Source organism: Micromonospora sp. CPCC 206061, assembly GCF_036906915.1.
Taxonomy (GTDB): domain Bacteria; phylum Actinomycetota; class Actinomycetes; order Mycobacteriales; family Micromonosporaceae; genus Phytohabitans.
In genome coordinates, this window is record NZ_JBAKHX010000001.1 from 367,041 (window position 1) to 382,787 (window position 15,747).

Sequence of the window (15,747 nt, forward strand, 5' to 3'; positions counted from 1 at the left end):
GGCAACCCGTTCGGGGGGCTGCAGCCGTCCCGTCGGAAGGCGACACGAAACTCCCAACTAGGGAAACTGATCTCGATCGAGCGGGCAGGGTCTCGATGACGACGGTCAGAGCATTCCCCGACGCACCGCCCAGACCACGGCTGGCACGATCCCGGGCACACCGAGCCGGTCGCAGATGGCACGTGTGCGGCGGCGGACGGTGCGCTTGGATACTTCGAGCCGGCGTGCCATCGCCTCTACCGGCAGTCCCTGCGCGACGAAGCTGAGCAGCACCAGGTCATCGGCGCTCAGCACCGGCCATGGACCGGGAGGTGAGCTCACGGGACTCACTCCTGTTCTTGCCAACCCCGGTGCCGGCCCGGCTCGGCGGGCTGGCACCGGGCGATGGATCAGAAGTCGAACTGGTCGATGTTGGAGGTGTCGAAGACGGTGGGTGGGCCGAGCACGACCACGCTGTCCGCGCCGATCGTGTACTCGCCGAGCTTGCCCGCGGTGAACTTCTCACCCTCCTTGCCGGTGATCATCCCGGAGGCGAGGGCGGCGCCGGCGTACGCGGCCAGGTAGCCCAGGTCGGCCGGGTTCCACAGCGCGAAGTTCTTCACCGTGCCGTCCTTGACGAACTCACGCATCTGGTTCGGGGTGCCCAGCCCGGTCAGCGCCACCTTGCCCTTGTACTGCGACCCGGACAGGTACCGGGCCGCCGCGGCCACGCCCACGGTGGTCGGCGAGATGATGCCCTTCAGGTCCGGGTACGAGGAGAGCAGGCCTTGTGTCTCCTGGAACGACTTCTGGTCGTCGTCGTTGCCGTACGCAACCGTGACCAGCTCGATCTTGCTGTACTCGGGCTTTTTCAGCTCGGTCTTCATCAGCTCGATCCAGGCGTTCTGGTTGGTCGCGTTCGCCGTCGCCGACAGGATCGCGATCTTCCCCGCCCCGCCGATCTGGTCGGAGATCAGCTTGACCTGGTTTTCCGCGATGCCCTGCGCGGTGACCTGGTTGACGAACAGGTCCCGGCAGTCCTTGTTGGTGTCGGAGTCGAACGTGACCACCTTCGCGCCGCCCTGCCGGGCCTGGTTGATGGCGCCGCAGATGGCGTTCGGGTCGTTGGCGGACACGACGATGACGTCCGAACCCTGCTGGGTCAGCGTGTTCAGATAGGACACCTGCGAGGACGCCGACGCCTCCGACGGGCCGACCTCCTTGTACTCCCCCTTGAACTCCTCGACCGCGGCCTTGCCGCCGTTGTCGGACGTCGTGAAGTACGGGTTGTTGACCTGCTTGGGCAGGAACGCGACGCTCAGCCCTTCCTTGATCTTTCCGGACGCTCCGGCGCTGGCGTCGCCGCCGGTGGCTGGGCTGTCGTCGTCACTGGCGCAGGCGGCGGTCGCTAGCAGCGTCATCAGGGTGAGGAGGGATACGCCGTTCCTTATGGTTCGCATGGTTGGTCCTTTCTTCGCATTTCGGGCGGCTCATGGGATGCGGGTCGGGGAACCGAACTATCTGTGTGGCGTACCGGTGGCGACTCAGGCGCCAGCCGCTGGGGTTGTTGCGGGTCGTCGCCGGCGCAGTCGGGCGCGCAGCATGCTGGCGGCGTTGGGACCGACGACCGAGATGATCAGTAGGGTGCCGGTGACCACGGTGAGCGTGTCGGCCGGCACGTCGGCCAGTTGCAGGGCGTTGCGCAAGGTGATCAGCAGCAGCACGCCGGCCAGGACACCGCCCAGCGTGCCGCGGCCGCCGAAGATGGACACGCCGCCGAGCAGCACGGCGGCCACGACCGACAGTTCCAGGCCGGCGCCGTTGTCGGCGCGGGCGGAGGCGTACCGCATCGTCCAGAAGAACCCGGCGAGGGCGGCGACCGCGCCGGTGACCACGAACAGCCAGAACTTCGTCTTGGCCACGGAGATCCCGGAGAACGTGGCGGCCTGGTCGTTGTTGCCGATGGCGAACAGCGCCCGCCCGATCGGGGTCGCGTGCAGAACGACGCCGAAGCCGACCGCGAGCGCCGCGACCACGAGGGCGACCCACGGGACGGTGGTGCCCGGCAGGGCCTCGATCATGTTGCCCGTCCAGCTAAAGGGAAAGTCCGCCACGGCCCGGTCGCCGAGGACCACGTAGGCCAGGCCGCGATACAGCGCGAGGGTGCCGATCGTAACGGCCAGCGACGGCAGGCCGAAGCCAGCGACGAACAGCCCATTTACCGCCCCGAGGACGGCGCCGAGCACGAGGACGATGGGCAGGATCAGCGGCAGCGGCACGCCGGACAGCCACATCTGCCCCATGACCGCGCTGGACAGACCGAGGACGCTGGCCACCGACAGGTCGATCTCCCCGGTGATGATGACCAGGGTCATCGGCAGGGCGATCAACGCGATCGGGATGACGTCGAGCAGCAGGAAACCCCAGAAGCGGGAGGTGGCGAAGCCTTCCACCAGTACCGACGAGGCCACGACCACCAGGGCCAGCACGACGATGACCAGCACGTCCCACGTGCCCAGGCGCTTAGGCACCACGAGCCCTCCTTCCCCTCAGCCGGCTGGCGATCCGGGCGTTAAGCGCCCGGTCCAGGCCGATCGCGGCCAGGATCAGCGCGCCGACGACGGCCTGCTGCCAGAACGGGTCGATGCGCAGCACCGGCAACGCGGCGCCCATTGTGGACAGCAACACCGCGCCCAATGCAGCCCCGTACACCGAGCCGCTACCGCCGAAGATGGCGACCCCACCCACCACGACCGCCGCGACGACGTTGAGCTCGATGCCGGTGCCGGCGGCGGCGTCGAGGGTGCCGAAGCGGGCCGCGTACAGCACGCCCGCCAGCCCGGCCAGGGCACCGGAGACGGTCATGGCGGTGAAGACCCGCCACCCGACCGGGATCCCGGACAGGCGGGCGGCGGCCGGGTCCGAGCCGATCGCGTACAGTTCCCGGCCCGACCGGTACGAGCGCAGGTAGAAGCCGGCTATCACCAGCACGGCGACCGCGAACAGGGCCAGGACGGGCACGCCGAGCACGACGGCGGTGCCCATCCGCTTGAAACCGCTGGGCATGTCGGCCGCGTTGATCTGCTGGCCGGCCGCCCACGAGTAGTCGATGCCCCGAAACACGTACAGGGTGCCGAGGGTGACCACGAGCGCAGGCACCCGGGCGAGTGCGATCAGGGCGCCGTTGACGGCGCCGCACAGCACACCGAGCCCCACCCCGGCGGCCAGGGCCAGGACGATGGGCGCGTCCGGCATCGCCAGAAACAGCTTCCCGGTCGCGAACGCCGACAGCCCGAGCACCGAACCCACGGACAGGTCGACGTTGCGCGTGATCACCACGATCGTCTGGCCGACGGCAAGGACCACCAGGATGGTGGCCCCGAGCATCAGGTCCTTGCGGGACTGCGCGTTCAAGAACCTCGGGTTCGAGATCGTCGTGACCGCGACCAACAACACCAGGGCGAGGGCGATGCCGAGCTCTCGGATCACGAACAACCTGTGAGCCCCGCGCACGTCGCCGCGCGTGCGGGGCGGCGACGCCTCGGGAGCCGGCTTGGTCGTGGTCATGCGCCGCCTCCGTGACCGGTGGCGGCGAGCATCACCGACTCCTCGTCGGCCCGCTCCCGGCTTATCTCGTCGACGAGCCGGCCCTCGTGCATGACCAGCACCCGGTCGGCCATGCCGAGCACCTCGGGCAGTTCGCTGGAGACCATCAGCACCGCGACGCCCTCACCGGCCAGTCGCGACATCAGCCGGTGCACCTCGGCCTTCGTTCCCACGTCGATCCCGCGGGTCGGCTCGTCGACGATCAGCACCTTCGGGTCGGTGGACAGCCACTTGGCGAGAACCACCTTCTGCTGGTTGCCACCGGACAATGTGGACACGGGATCGGACAGGTGGCCGACCTTCACCTGTAACAGCCGCGTCCACCGGTGCGCGTCCGCGCGCTCCGCCCGGCGCCCGAGCAGCCCCAGCTTCGACAGCGACCACCGGCGGGTGAGGGTGACGTTTCGCTCGATGGGCAGCTCCATCACCAGGCCCTGCTGCCGGCGGTCTTCCGGTACGAGCGCCACACCCGCCGCCATCGCGGCTGCCGGCCGGCCGCGCGGCAGCCGCTGGCCGTCGACCAGAACCTCGCCGGAGTCGTACCGGTCGACGCCGAACACCGCACGCACCACCTCGCTGCGACCAGCGCCGACCAGGCCCGCGAGGGCGACGATCTCCCCGCCGCGCACGTCGAAGCTGACGGCGTCGAACACGCCGGCACGGGTCAGCTCGCGCACGCTCAGGACCACGTCGCCGACCTGGGTGTCCTGCTTGGGGTACAGCTGAGAGACCTCCCGCCCGACCATGCGGCGCACCACCTGGCCGACGGATAGCTCGGAGACCGGATCGGTGGACACCCAGCGCCCGTCGCGCATGACGGTGACCCGCTCGCACAGCGCGAACACCTCGTCGAACCGGTGCGAGATGAACAGGATCGCGGCACCGGACTCGCGCAGCGACCGGACGACCGCGAACAGCCGCTCGACCTCCACACCGGACAGGGCGGCGGTCGGCTCGTCCATGATCAGGACTCGGGCATCGAACGACAACGCCTTGGCGATCTCGACGAGCTGCTGGTCGGCGATGGACAGCCCCCGCGCCGGACGGTCGGGGTCCAGCTGCACGCCGAGCTGGGTGAACAGCTCCCGGGTACGTCGCCGCATCGCCGCGGTGTCGATGCGGCGCAGGCCGCGCAGCGGCTGCCGGCCCATGAAGATGTTCTCCGCGACCGACAGGTCCGGAAACAGCGTCGGCTCCTGGTAGATCACCGCGATCCCGGCCGCGCGCGCGTCCGCCGGTCCGCTCAGCCAGAGCGGCTGCCCGTCCAGCGTGAGCGCGCCCTCGTCCGGTGCGTGCACGCCCGCGAGGACCTTCACCAGCGTCGACTTTCCGGCCCCGTTTTCACCGACGAGCCCGTGCACCTCGCCCGCGCAAAGCTCCAGCCGAGCCTCGGTGAGGGCCTGCACGGCGCCGAAGGACTTCCGTACCGCGGCAAGAGCCAGCACCGGCGTGTCGTTCGTGGTCTGCTCGGGCATCCAGCCTCCAAGCGGTGATGAAACGATTCATCGACCCTGCGCGTAGAACGTTAAACACGCACCTCCGGTCGGGTCAAGAGTTTCGTGCGGGTTACCGAATCGTTAGGCAGACACCCGGCATTGGCCACATGGGGACACGCCTCTAAAAGGAGCCCCGACGCACGACTACCCTTGAACGATTCATGGAGCTGCGGGACAGACACTTGCCCAAGCCGGCCGCCAGCGTGCGCGATGTCGCCATTCGCGCCGGCGTGTCGGTCGGCACCGTGTCCAACGTCCTCAACCGGCCCGACATCGTCACACCGACGACCCGCTCGCGCGTCCTGGCGGCGATCCAGGAGCTGGGTTTCGTGCGCAACGACGCCGCCCGGCACCTACGGCGAGGCCGGGGCCGCACGCTCGGCCTCGTGGTACTGGACGTGGCCAACCCGTTCTTCACGGATGTCGCCAAAGGCGTGGAGTACACGACGGCCAGGGCCGGGATGGCGGTCATCTTCTGCAACAGCGACGGCGACCGGGCGAAGGAGGACGCGTATCTGGACCTGCTCGAAGAGCAACGGGTCCGGGGCGTCCTGATCACGCCGATCGACGATGCCAGCGAACGCCTGCACCGGTTGCGTGAACGCGGGGTGTGCGTGGTCGTGCTGGACCGCACCTCAACCAACGCCGACGTGTGCTCGGTCTCGGTCGATGATCACCTCGGCGGGCAGCTGGCCCTCAGGCACCTGATCGAAAGCGGGCACCGGCGGATCGCCTTCGTCGGCGGCTCCACCCTGCAACAGGTTCGGGACCGGCACCGCGGCGCCCAGCAGGCACTCGCCGACGCCGGTCTGGGGCCACGGTCGCTACAGCGGATCGACACCCCCGCCCTTACCGTGGCCGCCGGTCGCGACGCCGCTGCCCGCATCCTCGGGTTGCCTCGACAGGCTCGCGCCACCGCGGTGTTCTGCGCCAACGACCTACTGGCGCTGGGCGTGTTGCAGGGCCTGACCCACCGGCGCGTTCGCGTACCCGATGACGTCGCCCTCGTCGGCTATGACGACATCGACTTCGCCGGGGCCGCCGCCGTTCCACTGACCTCGGTGCGTCAGCCTCGCCAGCGCCTTGGCCAGACGGCCGCGACGCTGTTGCTGGAGGAGGCCGACAACGCGGATGCGCACCGCCATCAGCAGGTGGTCTTCGAACCGGAGCTCGTCGTACGCGAGTCAAGCCTGCGCAGGCTCCCTTGAGGACAGTCGCCCGGTGGCCGCGATCCTGGCGAAGGCGCGGGCGCTCGGCTTGGCAACCCGGGTGAAGTCGGACTCCACGGCGACGAGACCGAACTTCGGGCGGTAGCCCTCGCTCCACTCGAAGTTGTCGGAGGCGGACCAGTGCAGATAACCGTGCACGAAGCCGGGGAGTCTTGTGGGTAACGTTTTACAGAAATGTTGCGCCCGACCCTAGGAGGTCATCGTGGCGTCGTCGAGAGCTCACGCTGTCCACCCAGCCGAAAGGCGGTCTAGACTCGCGGGCAACGTTGCACGTGCGCCCGCACCGATGAGGTAGCCGATGGAGAAACCGTCACCGCCGTCTCGACGCATCACCATCGTCGACGTCGCGCGGCACGCCCAGGTCTCCACGACCGCGGTGTCGAAGGTGCTGCGCAACGCGTACGGCGTCAGCCCGAGGATGCAGACCAAGGTGCGCCAGGCCATCGCGGAGCTCGGCTACCGACCCAACGCCACCGCTCGCGGGATGCGCGGGCAGACATACACGATCGGCGTGATGCTACCCAACATTCGCAACCCGTTCTTCGCGCAGATCCTCGACGGCCTCACCGACCAGCTCGCCGACACCGACTACCAAGTGCTACTCGGCCCTGCCTGCAACGGCGAGGCCGAGGAAGCCCGCGTCACGCACGCAATGATCGACCGCAGCATGGACGGGATGATCCTCATCGCGCCCATCTCCCCCCGCACGCACCTCGAAGCCGTCGCCGCCACCGTGCCGACCGTCGTCGTCGGCCGCCACGGCCACTCCCCCGCGTACGACACCGTGGCCGACGACGACCTCACCGGTGGCGCCCTGGTCGTCAACCACCTCGCCGATCTCGGCCACCGGCGGATCGCTCACATCGAGCACCACGAGACCGACCCCGACCGCCTCGCCGAGATGCCCAACGCCATCCGCGCCGTCGGCTACCGGCACGCCATGCGGGCCCGCGGGCTGGCCGACTACATCGACATCGCGTCCACCACCTACACGCAGGAAGGCGGCTATCTCGGCGCTCAACAGCTCCTTGCCCGGCCGACCCGACCCACCGCGATCTTCGCCGGCGCGGACATCGTCGCCATGGGCGCCCTCGACGCCATCGCCGAGGCCGGGCTGCGCGTGCCAGAGGACATCTCCGTCGCCGGATACGACAACACCACCTTCGCCGCCTTCCGGCCGATCTCCCTGACCAGCGTCGACCAGGCGGGCTACCAGATCGGCGCCAACGCCGCCCGCCTGCTGCTCGACCGCATCGCCGACCGAGACCGACCCACCGCGCAGATCAAGTTGTCTCCCACTCTCGTCCCCCGGCGCAGCACCGCATCGCCACAATGAGATGACTGCCCGTCGTGCATCATCGAGGCGTGGAGATCTCGACGGCTAAGGACGCTGGGGAGCATGAGCTGATCCTGGCCTTCGGCCGGCTGCAAGGCGCGGCCAACCGGCTGGAGTACATCCTGGGACGAGCGATCGAACAGGAGTGCGGCATCAGCCACCTGATGTACGAGGTGCTGTTGATTCTGGGGCGGGCCGGCGGTCCCGGGCTGTCGATGCGGGCGATCAGCCAGGAGCAGGTGCTCACCACCGGTGGCGTGACGCGGTTGATCGACCGGATGGAGGCTGCCGGGCTGGTGGAACGCACCGAGGCTCCCGGCGACCGGCGGGGCCGGCTCGTGCGGCTCACCGCTCTGGGCGAGCAGACGGTCGTGCACGCCTCCCGGGTGCACCTGGAAAACATCGAGCGGTACTTCCTCGAACCACTGCCCGCGGGTGACAGAAAGCGATTCATGGAGAACCTGCGGATTCTCAGCCACGCGGCCCGCGACATGCTGCCGCGCCTTCGCTGAGGTCTGCGATCCAGGTCACTTGGTCCAGCGAAACCGCGCCATATATCTGACTGATCAGATACTGTTCCGTCAGATAGATCGGATATCGCGAGGAGGACCCATGAGCACGCTCGACTTCACCGTCCTGGATCTGGACTTCCCGGCTGGCAGCAAGAACAAGACCGCCACCCTGGTCACCGGCGACAACGACGCGCTCCTGGTCGACGCCGGCTTCACCCGCGCCGACGGCCACCGGCTGGTCGCACAGATCCTCGACAGCGGCAAGCGGCTGACCACGCTGTTCGTCAGCCACGGCGACCCCGACTTCTACTTCGGCGCCGAGGTCGTGGCCGACGCCTTCCCCGACGCTGCGGTCGTCGCCACCCCGCAAACCATCGAGCACATCCACCACTCGTACGAGGGCAAGCTGAAGGCCTGGGCCGCGCTCGGTGCGAACCTGCCCACGCGGCTGGTCGGCCTCGCCCCGCTGACCGGCGACCTCACCCTCGAAGGGCACCGGTTCGAGCTGCGCGGCGGCCCGGCGGCGCTGCCCGACCGGCACTACCTGTGGCAGTCCGAGCACCGCGCCATCCTCGGCGGCGTCGCGCTGTTCCAGCGCGAGCACGTGTGGGTCGCCGATACCGCCAAGCCGGAGCAGCGCGCCGCCTGGATCGCCCAGCTGGACGAGATGTCCACCCTCGAACCGCAGCTCGTGGTGCCCGGTCACCGGCTGCCCGACACGCCCGCCGACGCCAGCGCCATCGCCGCCACGCGCGAGTACCTGACGGCGTTCGAGGAAGAACTCGGCAAGGCCGCCGATGGCGCCGCGCTCACCGCCGCGCTCATCCGGCGGTACCCCGACCACGGCATGCAGATCGCCGCGCAGATCGGCGCCAAGGTCGCCAAGGGCGAGATGGCCTGGGGCTGACCGATGACCGACTTCGCTACCTCCACCGCACCCGGCGACGTGGTACGCCGCCAGTACCTCGCCTCCGCCACCGGCGATCTGGAAGCCCTGCGCGCCACCCTCGCTCCGGACGTGGAGTGGACCGAGATGGCCGGCTTCCCGCTCGCCGGCACCTACCGAACGCCGGCAGGTGTCACCGCCAACGTGATGGAGCAGCTCGCCGCCGACTGGGACGACTGGATCGCCCACGACGACACCTACATCGTCGACGGGGAGAACGTCGCCGTCCTGGCCCGATACACCGCCACCAACAAGGCCACCGGCAAGGCCATCGACGTCCGCGTCGCGCACCATTTCGTCGTACGCGGCGGCCAGATCGTGCGCTTCGAACAGTTCGTCGACACCGCCAAGATCCGCGAAGCCATGACGTCGTGAGTGCGTGCTCGGCGACCTGGATGACCGGCAGACCCTGCGTGGTGTCTGCCGCATCCGCCACCTGCGGCAGCCCGTAACCAACCAAACCAGTGGCCGTCGGCCGCGGCGACCGCGCCGCGGCCCGGCAGCAATTGTCATAAAAAATGCATTAATCTAAGATGAGCGCGTGACAGCGGGTACGGACACGACCGCCACGACCAGCCGATTCGCCAATCGGGTCGCCGTGGTCACCGGAGCGGCCTCGGGGATCGGCGCGGCCACAGCCCGGCGGCTCGCTGACGAGGGTGCGACGGTCGTTCTGACCGACATCGACGCCGGGGTCGAGCGGGTCGCGGCCGAGATCCGAGCGGCCGGCGGCCGAGCTGACGCCCTACACGCCGACGCCTCAGACGAGCGGCGCTGGATCGATGTCGTCGCGCACGCCGAGCGTTCCGGCCCAGTCGACGTGCTGGTGAGCAACGCCTTCGCGGTCGACATCGCGCCCGCCGGTGAACTCAGCCCCGCCTCGTGGAACCGGCAGCTCGCGGTCAATCTCAGCGCGGCCTTTCTGGGCTTCCGCGCTTGCCTGCCTGGCCTGCGGAAGTCGGCCGCAACCGGTGGCGGCGCTGTCGTCCTGGTCTCCTCCGTGCACGCCACCGTCGGCGTGCCCGGCCACCCCGCCTATGCGGCGGCGAAGGGTGGACTGACCGCCCTGGCCCGCCAGCTCGCGGTCGAATACGGCCCGGCCGTGCGGGTGAACAGCGTGCTGCCAGGGCCGGTGATGAGCCGCGCGTGGGACAGGGTGCGGGAGGCCGACCGGCGCAAGAGTGTCGCTGCCACAGTGGTCAAACGCTTCGGTGATCCGGCCGAGGTCGCGGCCGGTATCGCGTTCCTCGCCTCCGGTGAGGCGTCCTTCGTCACCGGCGCCAGCCTCGTGATGGATGGCGGTTGGAGCGTCGTGAAGGATTCGGCATGAACGGGCAGCCATGATCGGGAGAAGGACGGCCGGCAGCTACCAGGGACGCGGCCTGAACGGCGATGTGGTCGAGGTGCTTGGCCGACGCATCCTTTCCGGGGAGTTCGCCGACGGGCAGACCCTCGACGTACCGGGGCTGGAGCGCGAACTCGACATCAGCCGGACCGTGCTGCGCGAGGCACTGCGGGTGCTCAAGGCCAAGGGCCTGGTCGACGCGCGGCCGAAACGAGGCACGTTCGTGCTGCCACGTTCCGAGTGGCGGCTGCTCGATCCCGACGTCGTGCGGTGGCAGTTCGAGGGGCGCGACGACAGCCAGTTCCTCGACGACCTGGCCGAGGTGCGGGGCATCATCGAACCGGCCAGCGCCCGCCTCGCCGCGCTCCGGCGTACCGACGAGGATGTCGCCGCGCTGGAGCTGGCGATCGGCCGGATGGCCGCCGCGGCGCGCGGCGACGGAAACGCCGTCGACGCCGATGTCGCGTTCCACCGGGCCCTGCTCGCCGCGACCCACAACGAGCTGCTGGTCCGCATGGAGGTGGTGCTGGAGACCGGCCTGGCCGCCCGGGACCGCCTGGTCCACGGCGCGGTGCAGGACGACGACCCGACGCCGGCACACGCGGCGGTGTTGAGTGCGGTCCGCGACCGTGACCCGGAGGCTGCGGGCGCCGCCGCCAGCACGCTGCTCGCGAAGTCTCTGCTCGACATCGAGAAGGTCCGCGCCGCGAATTCCGGGGTGCCCGTCGGAGACCACCTATGAAGATCACCTCAGTCGAAACGTTCCTCGTCCCGCCCCGCTGGCTGTTCTGTCGGATTGGCACCGACGTGGGAGTCGTCGGGTGGGGTGAGCCCGTGGTCGAGGGCCGCGCCGCGACCGTGCGCACCGCCGTCGAGGAGCTCGCCGAGCTGCTCATCGGCGCCGACCCGCTGCGGATCGAGGATCACTGGCAGGTGCTGACCAAGGGCGGTTTCTACCGGGGTGGTCCGGTGCTGTCCAGCGCCGTCGCCGGCCTCGACCAGGCGTTGTGGGACATCGCCGGCAAGGTTCGCGGGGCACCGGTGCACGAGTTGCTGGGCGGGCCGGTGCGCGATCGTGCCCGGATCTACTCGTGGATCGGCGGCGACGAGCCCGCCGAGCTGGAGCAAGCCGCACGGGCGCAGGTCGAGGCGGGCTTCACCGCGGTGAAGATGAACGCGTCCGGCCGGCTCGGCCCGATCGCCACCCCCGCTGAGATCGACGCTATCGTCCAGCGGGTGACCAGCGTCCGCGCGGTGCTCGGCCCGGACCGCGACGTGGCTGTCGACTTCCACGGCCGGGTCAGCCTCGCCAACGCCCGGCGGTTGTTGCCGCTGTTGGAGCCGCTCTGCCCGCTCTTCGTCGAAGAGCCGCTGCTACCGGACGAACGACACCAGTTGCACCACGTCGTGTCCGCCTCCTCGGTGCCGATCGCGACCGGCGAGCGGATGTACTCGCGGTGGGACTTCCGGTCGGTGCTGGACCGCGGGATCGCGGTGGCACAGCCCGACATCAGCCACGCCGGTGGCATCTCCGAAGTCCGCCGGATCGCGGCGATGGCCGAGGTTTACGGGGTCAGCATGGCACCGCACTGTCCACTGGGGCCGATCGCGCTGGCGGCAAGCCTGCAGATCGCCTTTTCCACGCCGAACTTCCTCATCCAGGAACAGAGCCTCGGCATCCACTACAACAACGCCGGCAACGATCTGCTCGACTACCTCGTCGACTCGTCGGTCTTCACGTTCGTCGACGGCCACGTGACCCGCACTACCCGCCCCGGCCTGGGTATCGAAGTCGACGAGAAGGCCGTTCGCAGGGCTGACGAACTCGGTCACGCGTGGCGTTCGCCGGTCTGGCGGCACGACGACGGCAGCTTCGCCGAGTGGTGACGGTGGACCTACTCACCCTCGGCGAGGCGATGGCCGCGCTGCGCAGCGGCGGTCCGCTCAAGCTCGGCGGCGACCTTCGGCTCTCCGTGGCCGGCGCCGAGTCCAACGTCGCGATCGGCCTGGCCCGCCTGGGTCACCGGGCCCGTTGGATCGGCCGGGTCGGTGACGACGAACTCGGCGCCCTGGTGCTGCGGACCCTGCGCGCCGAGGGCGTCGACGTGGCCGACGCCGTGGTGGCGCCCGGGGAGCTCACTGGAATGCTGCTGTTCGACCGGGCGCCGGGCGGCACGATCCGGGTGCACTACCGGCGTGCGGGCTGCGCCGGCGCACGACTCACGCCGGCGGACGTCGCCCCCGCCGTGGCGCGGGGTGCCCGCGTCCTGCACGTCACCGGCATCACCCCGGCCCTCGGCGACGACGCGGCCGCCGCGGTCCGGTACGCGGTCGAAGGGGTACGGGCCACTGGCGCGACCATCTGCTTCGACGTCAACCACCGGCCGAAGCTGTGGGGGCGGGCGCAGGCAAGCGCCACGCTGCGTCCCCTGGCCGCCGAAGCCCACATCGTCGTCGCCTCCGAAGACGAGTTACCCCTGGTCTGCGACGGACCGGACGAGACCACCCGCGTGCGGGCGCTGCTCGACCTCGGCGCCCGCGAGGTCGTGATCAAGCGCGGCGCACGGGGCGCGTCGGCGTACACCGGCACCGGGCGGTACGACGAGCCGGCCCTGACGGTCAGGGTGGTGGATTCCGTCGGTGCCGGCGACGCCTTCACCGCCGGCTACCTCTCCGCGCTCCTGGACGGGTTGCCCGTCCAGGAGCGGCTGCGGCGCGGCGTGACGCTCGGCGCGGCAGCGGTCGCCGCGCACGGCGACTGGGAAGGCCTGCCGACCAGAGCGGAACTCGACCAGGTCGGACACGCCCCGGACGAAACACTGCGATGAGCGTCGCGTCCCTCCAGGCAGGTCACCGTCGAGGTGATCGGGTTAGCAGGGCGGCGGAGCGGGAATCGTCCATGTCACGTCCTTGCTGGTGACGGTGTCTCAGCCGATGGGTGCGGATATGCGGATCAGGTCGAGGTCCGGTGCGTAGCCGCTGGAGGCGTTGCCGAAGGTGATGGTGTTGGCGCCGGCCGCCAGGTCCACGTCGACGACGGTGGTGCGGAATGTGGTCCAGCTCAGCGTGTTGCGGAAGTAGACCCGCCGCGAAGCGCCGCCGTTGACGCTGATGTCGGCCCCGCGGTCGACGATGTTGTTGTTGTACTGGTGGTCTCCGACCACCTCGGCGTTGGCGTACGCGACGACCATCCGGTACCGGCCGGCGGTGGGCACGGTGATGTTGTTGAACCGGAGGGTGTTGCCGGCACCCGCGCCGACGAAACCGACGTGCTGGCCGCCGGAGGCACCGGAGTTGCTCGCCCGGGCCGCGGTGCCGGACAGCGTGTTGCCGCTCGCCTCGGCCTCGTACGAGGTGATCGTGCCGGTGGTGGCCGCGACGTCGAGGTAGTCGACGTTGACCGCGTCGCGGTCGTCACCGGCGTACGCGTTGACCTCGATGCGGCTGATGCCGGCCGGTAGGAACACCTTGGTAGTGACGGTGTTCCAGGTGTTCCAGTCCGCGGTTCCGGGCAGCGCCAGGTCGGTCAGGTCCGATCCGTTGAGCCGCAACCGGATCGACCGGTTGGCGGGCGCGCCTGAGAACGGGCCGGCCGAGTAGCGCAGCCCGACGCTGTAGTAGCCGTCCGACGGCACGGTGACGACGAACTTGGTGCTGGCGGTGGTGCTGGCGCCGTAGCCCTCGACGAAGTAGGTGCCGGAGTAGCCGGTGTTGCTGCCGTAGGTGACGCGCGCGCCGCCGTCGAGGCCCGCGTACTCGGCCTGGTATCGGGAGGCGCCGCCGACCGTGGACAGATCCTTGTTCGGCGTGATGATCACGTGGTAGGCGGCCGAGCCGCGCAGCCCGGTCAGCGGGACCGTCACCTGCCCGCCGCTCGCGGTGTAGTCGCCCTCGGCCACGACGAACGGCCCGGTTGACGGGTTGAGACCGGACGAGTCCACACCCCACACCGTCGCGTGCACGGTGTTGCCGAGGAACGGCGTTGAACCCAGACCGCGTACGACGACATTCGTGTCGTACGTACCGGACACGGAGTTGTTGCCACCGAAGACGACCCGGGCCTGTTGCTTTGTCGCGTCCAAGGCGGCGAGCCCCTGCAACGAGCCACCGGCCGAGGGCGGCGTGACGGCCACGGTGTTGCCGGTCAGCTCGCCGTACCACTTGTACAGCCACCAGCCGCCGGTGGCCTGGTTGTTGCGGGTCACCAGGTCGTTGAGTCCACCGGCGGTGGTCCAGTAGGCCAGGCAGGCGTCGACCTTGCTGGCCTCGAACTTGGCCACGTACTGCACCAGGTTGCCCGGTACCCCGAGATCGCCGCTCTGCCGTGCGTACTCGTCAATGGTGATCGGTCGCGGGCCGATGCCGAGGCTGCTCTCGATCGCACGGAAGTCGTTGTAGTGGTTGTTCCAGTCGGTGAAGAAGTCGTTTCCCAGCTCGTGCCAGGTCGCCACGTCCGGCAGCACGTTGTTGTTCTTGGCGAAGGTGAAGAACGCGCGCATGTCGCCCGAGCGGTAGTGGGAGAAGCCCGGCCCGGCGATACGCGCACTCGGGTCGATGGACTTGATCCGCTGGTACACGGTGCGCCAGTCGTTGAGGAATCGTCCCTGGAGCTGTCCGCTGTACCAGATCCAGTCGGGTTCGTTGAACGGGACGTACACGAAGAAGCCGCGATTGGGGTCGGCGACCACCTTGCGGGCGATGGTGTCGACCTTGGCGAGGTAGTCGTTGAGGCCCAGGTTGTCGTACGGCCAGTTCGGATAGATGTCCTGCATGTAGATCTCGATCTGGCGTCCGCCGGCCCGCTTGAACATCGGCGCGACCTTGAGGGCGTCGCCGTTGGGATGCTGAAGGCCGTCCGGGGCTTTCTGCGCGGCGACCTGCGGCTTGATCGCGGCCAGCATCGTCTCGTTCGGTATGCCCTCGTCGCCGAGGCCATACAGGAATCCAGTCGCGCCGTAGCGCAGGGCACCCGTGTTCGCCGACAGGTCCACGGTGAGCTGTGAGGGTGCGGCGCTTGCCGTTCCGACCGGCAGCACCGACGCGAGTGCCAGCGTCAGCACGGCGACGCCGATGATCTTTCGACTTGTCGATCTCATGTGGGGAGCTACCTCCAGGGGTGCGAGCAGCGGTCAGCCGCACAGCGGTGCGCCAGACCGCGGAGCCATGGGGAGATGGGCTACCCGGCGCCCAACGGCATCCGGTGTGCTCGATGCCGCGAGAGATAGTGTGACCGGTCACACGAATCGACAGAAGCCGCTGTGATCGTTTCGTTATAACTCTCTGGGTACGTTCACTCGG

At 69.3% G+C, this 15,747-nt stretch carries 16 protein-coding genes; 9 read left to right on the plus strand and 7 right to left on the minus strand.

Annotated elements, in window-relative coordinates; all coding sequences use genetic code 11:
• Nucleotides 1-105 precede the first annotated feature (105 nt).
• From V6V89_RS01620 to V6V89_RS01640, 5 genes are all read right to left on the minus strand, one after another.
• Nucleotides 106-321: a LuxR C-terminal-related transcriptional regulator gene (locus V6V89_RS01620; RefSeq protein WP_334617069.1), complete on the minus strand. Its 216-nt coding sequence runs from the start codon at nt 319-321 to the stop codon at nt 106-108.
• A gap of 68 nt (nt 322-389) precedes the next feature.
• The gene (gene rhaS / locus V6V89_RS01625; RefSeq protein WP_334617070.1) at nt 390-1,439 is read right to left on the minus strand and encodes a rhamnose ABC transporter substrate-binding protein; all 1,050 of its coding nucleotides are present in this window, start codon (nt 1,437-1,439) and stop codon (nt 390-392) included.
• 84 nt (nt 1,440-1,523) lie between these two features.
• Complete coding sequence (locus tag V6V89_RS01630; RefSeq protein ID WP_334617071.1) at nt 1,524-2,510, minus strand: ABC transporter permease; 987 nt, start codon at nt 2,508-2,510, stop codon at nt 1,524-1,526.
• Nucleotides 2,503-3,546 carry an ABC transporter permease gene (locus V6V89_RS01635; protein ID WP_334617072.1) on the minus strand — a complete coding sequence of 348 codons (1,044 nt, stop codon included), beginning with the start codon at nt 3,544-3,546 and terminating at the stop codon, nt 2,503-2,505. The genes V6V89_RS01630 and V6V89_RS01635 overlap by 8 nt, the downstream gene beginning before the upstream one ends.
• Nucleotides 3,543-5,060 (minus strand): sugar ABC transporter ATP-binding protein, encoded by a 1,518-nt coding sequence (locus tag V6V89_RS01640; RefSeq protein ID WP_334617073.1) that lies wholly within the window; start codon nt 5,058-5,060, stop codon nt 3,543-3,545. The genes V6V89_RS01635 and V6V89_RS01640 overlap by 4 nt, the downstream gene beginning before the upstream one ends.
• Before the next feature lie 182 nt (nt 5,061-5,242).
• On the opposite strand from V6V89_RS01640, the gene V6V89_RS01645 reads away from it, so the two are divergent.
• Nucleotides 5,243-6,289, plus strand: coding sequence for a LacI family DNA-binding transcriptional regulator (locus tag V6V89_RS01645; protein WP_334617074.1), 1,047 nt, complete (start codon nt 5,243-5,245; stop codon nt 6,287-6,289).
• Here V6V89_RS01645 and V6V89_RS01650 read toward each other — a convergent pair.
• Nucleotides 6,266-6,448 (minus strand): family 1 glycosylhydrolase, encoded by a 183-nt coding sequence (locus V6V89_RS01650; protein WP_334617075.1) that lies wholly within the window; start codon nt 6,446-6,448, stop codon nt 6,266-6,268. The genes V6V89_RS01645 and V6V89_RS01650 overlap by 24 nt on opposite strands.
• 160 nt (nt 6,449-6,608) lie before the next feature.
• Between V6V89_RS01650 and V6V89_RS01655 the strand changes: the two genes are divergently transcribed.
• The 8 genes from V6V89_RS01655 to V6V89_RS01690 all read left to right on the plus strand — a co-directional run bounded on the left by V6V89_RS01655 (nt 6,609) and on the right by V6V89_RS01690 (nt 13,277).
• Entirely contained in the window at nt 6,609-7,646 is a 1,038-nt protein-coding gene (locus V6V89_RS01655) for a LacI family DNA-binding transcriptional regulator (RefSeq protein ID WP_334617077.1), read from the plus strand.
• A gap of 29 nt (nt 7,647-7,675) precedes the next feature.
• On the plus strand, nt 7,676-8,158 hold the full coding sequence (locus V6V89_RS01660) for a MarR family winged helix-turn-helix transcriptional regulator (protein WP_334617078.1): 483 nt from the start codon (nt 7,676-7,678) through the stop codon (nt 8,156-8,158).
• Nucleotides 8,159-8,258: 100 nt separating this feature from the next.
• Nucleotides 8,259-9,065, plus strand: coding sequence for an MBL fold metallo-hydrolase (locus V6V89_RS01665; RefSeq protein WP_334617079.1), 807 nt, complete (start codon nt 8,259-8,261; stop codon nt 9,063-9,065).
• 3 nt (nt 9,066-9,068) lie between these two features.
• Nucleotides 9,069-9,479: a nuclear transport factor 2 family protein gene (locus V6V89_RS01670; RefSeq protein WP_334617080.1), complete on the plus strand. Its 411-nt coding sequence runs from the start codon at nt 9,069-9,071 to the stop codon at nt 9,477-9,479.
• Between the two features lie 166 nt (nt 9,480-9,645).
• Nucleotides 9,646-10,434, plus strand: coding sequence for an SDR family NAD(P)-dependent oxidoreductase (locus V6V89_RS01675; RefSeq protein ID WP_334617082.1), 789 nt, complete (start codon nt 9,646-9,648; stop codon nt 10,432-10,434).
• A gap of 10 nt (nt 10,435-10,444) precedes the next feature.
• Nucleotides 10,445-11,191: a FadR/GntR family transcriptional regulator gene (locus V6V89_RS01680; protein WP_334617083.1), complete on the plus strand. Its 747-nt coding sequence runs from the start codon at nt 10,445-10,447 to the stop codon at nt 11,189-11,191.
• Nucleotides 11,188-12,336 (plus strand): galactonate dehydratase, encoded by a 1,149-nt coding sequence (gene dgoD, locus V6V89_RS01685; protein ID WP_334617084.1) that lies wholly within the window; start codon nt 11,188-11,190, stop codon nt 12,334-12,336. The genes V6V89_RS01680 and dgoD overlap by 4 nt, the downstream gene beginning before the upstream one ends.
• Nucleotides 12,330-13,277, plus strand: a complete 948-nt coding sequence (locus V6V89_RS01690; protein WP_334617085.1) for a sugar kinase — start codon at nt 12,330-12,332, stop codon at nt 13,275-13,277. Before dgoD ends, V6V89_RS01690 begins: the two co-directional genes overlap by 7 nt.
• A 99-nt stretch (nt 13,278-13,376) precedes the next feature.
• Here the strand turns inward: V6V89_RS01690 and V6V89_RS01695 are convergent, their stop codons facing one another.
• Nucleotides 13,377-15,545 (minus strand): CBM35 domain-containing protein, encoded by a 2,169-nt coding sequence (locus tag V6V89_RS01695; RefSeq protein ID WP_334617086.1) that lies wholly within the window; start codon nt 15,543-15,545, stop codon nt 13,377-13,379.
• Nucleotides 15,546-15,747 lie beyond the last annotated feature (202 nt).

Excerpts from the sequence above, each read along its gene's own strand:
- rhaS (WP_334617070.1), bottom strand. The coding sequence starts at position 1,439 with ATGCGAACCATAAGGAACGGCGTATCCCTCCTCACCCTGATGACGCTG.
- V6V89_RS01635 (WP_334617072.1), bottom strand. The coding sequence starts at position 3,546 with ATGACCACGACCAAGCCGGCTCCCGAGGCGTCGCCGCCCCGCACGCGC.
- V6V89_RS01640 (WP_334617073.1), bottom strand. The coding sequence starts at position 5,060 with ATGCCCGAGCAGACCACGAACGACACGCCGGTGCTGGCTCTTGCCGCG.
- V6V89_RS01645 (WP_334617074.1), top strand. The coding sequence starts at position 5,243 with ATGGAGCTGCGGGACAGACACTTGCCCAAGCCGGCCGCCAGCGTGCGC.
- V6V89_RS01655 (WP_334617077.1), top strand. The coding sequence starts at position 6,609 with ATGGAGAAACCGTCACCGCCGTCTCGACGCATCACCATCGTCGACGTC.
- V6V89_RS01665 (WP_334617079.1), top strand. The coding sequence starts at position 8,259 with ATGAGCACGCTCGACTTCACCGTCCTGGATCTGGACTTCCCGGCTGGC.
- V6V89_RS01670 (WP_334617080.1), top strand. The coding sequence starts at position 9,069 with ATGACCGACTTCGCTACCTCCACCGCACCCGGCGACGTGGTACGCCGC.
- V6V89_RS01680 (WP_334617083.1), top strand. The coding sequence starts at position 10,445 with ATGATCGGGAGAAGGACGGCCGGCAGCTACCAGGGACGCGGCCTGAAC.
- dgoD (WP_334617084.1), top strand. The coding sequence starts at position 11,188 with ATGAAGATCACCTCAGTCGAAACGTTCCTCGTCCCGCCCCGCTGGCTG.
- V6V89_RS01695 (WP_334617086.1), bottom strand. The coding sequence starts at position 15,545 with ATGAGATCGACAAGTCGAAAGATCATCGGCGTCGCCGTGCTGACGCTG.